At 74.3% G+C, this 3,304-nt stretch carries 3 protein-coding genes and 1 pseudogene; 2 read left to right on the plus strand and 2 right to left on the minus strand.

The annotated features are described in order from the left end of the window. A pseudogene (locus D3105_RS33050) lies at positions 1-1,182 on the minus strand (SUKH-4 family immunity protein); the annotation flags it as partial. A 5-nt stretch (positions 1,183-1,187) separates the two neighbouring features. Further along, positions 1,188-2,165: an SMI1/KNR4 family protein gene (locus D3105_RS33055; RefSeq protein ID WP_118906509.1), complete on the minus strand. Its 978-nt coding sequence runs from the start codon at positions 2,163-2,165 to the stop codon at positions 1,188-1,190. 235 nt (positions 2,166-2,400) lie between these two features. On the opposite strand from D3105_RS33055, the gene D3105_RS33060 reads away from it, so the two are divergent. Continuing rightward, complete coding sequence (locus D3105_RS33060) at positions 2,401-2,925, plus strand: YwqJ-related putative deaminase (RefSeq protein WP_118906510.1); 525 nt, start codon at positions 2,401-2,403, stop codon at positions 2,923-2,925. Between the two features lie 10 nt (positions 2,926-2,935). Continuing rightward, positions 2,936-3,304: SUKH-3 domain-containing protein (locus D3105_RS33065; RefSeq protein ID WP_118906511.1), on the plus strand; the 369-nt coding region annotated here is incomplete at its 3' end.

Raw genomic sequence — 3,304 nt, forward strand, 5'->3', positions numbered from 1 at the left:
CTCCCGGAGCGACGCCGCCGAACCCGGGGCCGGGGGCGGACCGGGCGGGCCCGGCGGGGTGGCACCGGGCGGGCCGAGCTGCGAGACCAGCTGCGTCGGGACGTACCCGCCCGCGGGAGCCCCGGGCGCACCCGGCCCCGAAGGCGGCGGCGTCGCACCGGGAGGCATGCCGGGAATCCCCGGGGCACCGGGCGGCGGCGGGGTCGACGAACCGCCTCCACGCGCCCCGCGCGGCGGCACCACGGCCTTGCTGGTGGCCGCGTCGGCGATGTCACCGGCCCCGTCCGAGGCGCCCTGCTCCGGCCGGAGCGCCGGAGCCACCTGCGTACGCGGCAGCCGGCTGCCACCCGACATCAGCGCGGTGGGCGCCTCCGCCGGAACGACCGGCGGCGGGGCCTCCTCGTCGTCCGTCCCCGACAGCGGCGGCGCGAACACCGTCGCGGGCAGCGGGACCGCCGCGTCGTCGGAGTCGGAGTTGGTGTCCGTACCGGCCCAGGGGGTCGACCCGGCGGGCACACCGTCGGAAGCCGTGGGCTCGTAGGCCGGGCCACCGCCGGCGGCGGGCCACGATGCGGCGGAGCCCCCGGCGGAAGGAGCGGAGGGCGGCGTCGCGTCCCCGGCGGCAGTACCGGGAACGGGGGTCTGGCCCGACGCCGATACGGAAGGGGACGGGGGCGGGGCCGAGGGCGAAGGCGCAGACGGCACCGAGGGCTGCGACGGCGACGCGGACTGCGGCGGCGACGAGGGGGCCGGCTCAGCCGCATCCGCAGCCGCCTCCGCATCCCGGCGCTCCGCGCGGTGATCCGGAATCCCCAGCTTGTCCGCCGCCTCCTGGAGCCACTCCGGCGGCGTCAGCAGGAACGACGTCTGGTTCAGATCCACCCGCTGCGGCGGCTCCGGAGCAGCGGCCGGCGCACCCGTCGGAGCCCCGTACTCCTCCTCGTACCGCCGGATCACCTCACCCACCGGCAACCCCGGCCACAACGTCGCCTCACCGCTGTCGCGGGCGATCACCAGCCGCTGACGGCCCCCGTCCGAGACGGGGCCCTCCGGCCGGTCCTCGGCCCACACCACGAAACCGAGGTCGAACTCACGGACGCGCACCTCACGGTGCTGATACGCGGGCACGTCACCGTTGACCCACTCGTCCGCCCGCTCCTGCGCCTGCGCGAAAGTCACCACCGCGCTCACCCCTCCACCGGGACGGGGCGCGCGAAGCCGCCGTCCACCATCAGGTTCGCCACGGTCTCCAGCTCCGGCGGATTGCCCGCCAGTCGCTCAAGGAAGGCGTCGAAGTCCGTGCCGCAGGGCAGCAGCAGCCGCTCCACACGCTCCTGGACGCTCCAGCCGTCCTGGTCCCGGGCATCGTCGTACGGGCAGAACCACACCGAACCGACATCCCGGCCGCGCACCTTCACGGCGAGAATCCCGCCCTGGACGAACGCGACGCCCAAGTAGTCCTTGGTGAAGTGGTCCCGCAGACACTTGTTCACGTACACCAGGTCGTTCATCGCGGCCTCGTCACGCACCGTGAAGAACGGCTGGTCCACCAGCAGCCCCAGTTCCGCATCCAGCGCCGCGCCCACGGGGGCCGAACCGCCCGCCGCTTTGAGGAAGGAGCGGTACGGGCCGGGCAGCCGGTAGCCGAGGTCCTCCTCGACCCCCTGAACCTGCTGTTCGGTCACCGCGCCCGCGCCCTTCGGCAGCCGGAAGTGGGCCGGACGGGTCTCCTGCAACGGGCGGGTGCCACGCCGGTTCTGGTCGACGTCCGTACCCGCGAGGCCGCCGTGATGACGCAGCAGCGCCTTCACCTCGACCGGCACCAGCTCCATCCGTCGGCCACCCGGCACGTGGTGCCATGTCCAGCCGTGCGGGGTCGCCACCGCGGGAATCGTGTCCCACAGGTCATGTCCGCTCGCCGCCATCGCCGCGTTCGCCGACACGTAATCGGTCAGGCGCAGCTCGTCGATGCCGAAGCCCGGAGGCGGGTCGGCGATCTCGGCCGCGGCGCGCGCGTACGGCGAGAGAACCGGGTGGCCGCTCCCGTCCATCCGCACCCCTCCGGGGTGCCGGGACGCCCGGACCGGATCCGGGAAGTTCACGACCTGCCCGGCATAGGCGGCGTTCGGTGGCGCGGCTTGCTGCCCGAGCCGACCTGTCGTCATGGCTGATGCCCCCTGCTGCGTCCGGTGTTCCGCACAGCCTAAGCGGTGGGGCAACAGGGGGTCCCGCCCCGCCGTTTCCGTCACGAACGGTCACAGGCGTGTGACGGTGAGGCGGCAGTCTCGCACCTTCGGGCGACACGCAGACACGTTTCCCCGACCCAGCTTCCCCACCACCCGGCACATTTGGCAGGCTGTCCCCGCAACTCGGGGGATTGCAGGGAGGGACGTCAGCACGATGCATTCCACACAAACCGTCACATCAGGGGATCCGCGCCTCAGCTGGAGCAGCACCGGGACCAGCCGTACGCCCCGACTGATCCACCGCCGCGACGGGATCCTCCCGGCCGTGGCCGCCGCGCTGTCCGTCCGCGGCGAGACGCTGACCTGCACCGCGGGCAAGGGGGACCAGCCGCCGGTGCTGCACCCGCTCGTCCAGGACTTCCTCGACACCCTCACCAGCGGCCAGCGCGAACGCTTCACCGGGCGCTGCCCCGAGGCGATACTGCTCTCCCGTCAGCTCACCGCCGCCGAGACCGGGCGCTCCAAACGGGCCCAGCGAAAACCCCTGACCAACGGGGAGGCGCGGCGCGCGCTCAAACACGCGCGGATCACCGCCCGGCGCATCCGCGAGGACGGAGACCCGCTGCACGGCAGCTACGCACCGCCGTGCCGGTCCTGTTCCGCACTCCTGTCCCACTTCGGCGTACGCCCCGTCGACCTGACCTCCACCGGCGCCGCGACCACCGCCGAGAAGGGCTGACCGCCCACCGATGCACGACCGCCAGCAGCACACCTCCACCACCCGCTTCTCCGTCGCCGTCGACGCCGCCCTGCGCGAGGCGGGCTGGCAGCCCGGACGCTGGGACATCCGCCAGGCGGAGGAATGGGCCGACGCCCTGCGCTCCCACGCCTCCCCGGCCGGCCACCGGCACGCCGTGTTCCCGGCCGCGGTAGAGGCGTGGGCGGAGTTCGGCGGCCTCCGCATCACCGCGTCCGCGCCGGGCCGGCACATCGCGCCCGCGGCGGTACGCATCGACCCCCTGAGCGGCCTGCACCTGGCCCGCACGCTCGGCGACCTCGGGCGGGCCCTGGAGACCGAGGTCAGCCCGCTGGGGGCGGAGGGCGAGGAGCAGGCGGTG

The organism is Streptomyces globisporus, from assembly GCF_003501885.1.
Taxonomy (GTDB): domain Bacteria; phylum Actinomycetota; class Actinomycetes; order Streptomycetales; family Streptomycetaceae; genus Streptomyces; species Streptomyces globisporus_D.

Excerpts from the sequence above, each read along its gene's own strand:
- D3105_RS33055 (WP_118906509.1), bottom strand. The coding sequence starts at position 2,165 with ATGACGACAGGTCGGCTCGGGCAGCAAGCCGCGCCACCGAACGCCGCC.
- D3105_RS33060 (WP_118906510.1), top strand. The coding sequence starts at position 2,401 with ATGCATTCCACACAAACCGTCACATCAGGGGATCCGCGCCTCAGCTGG.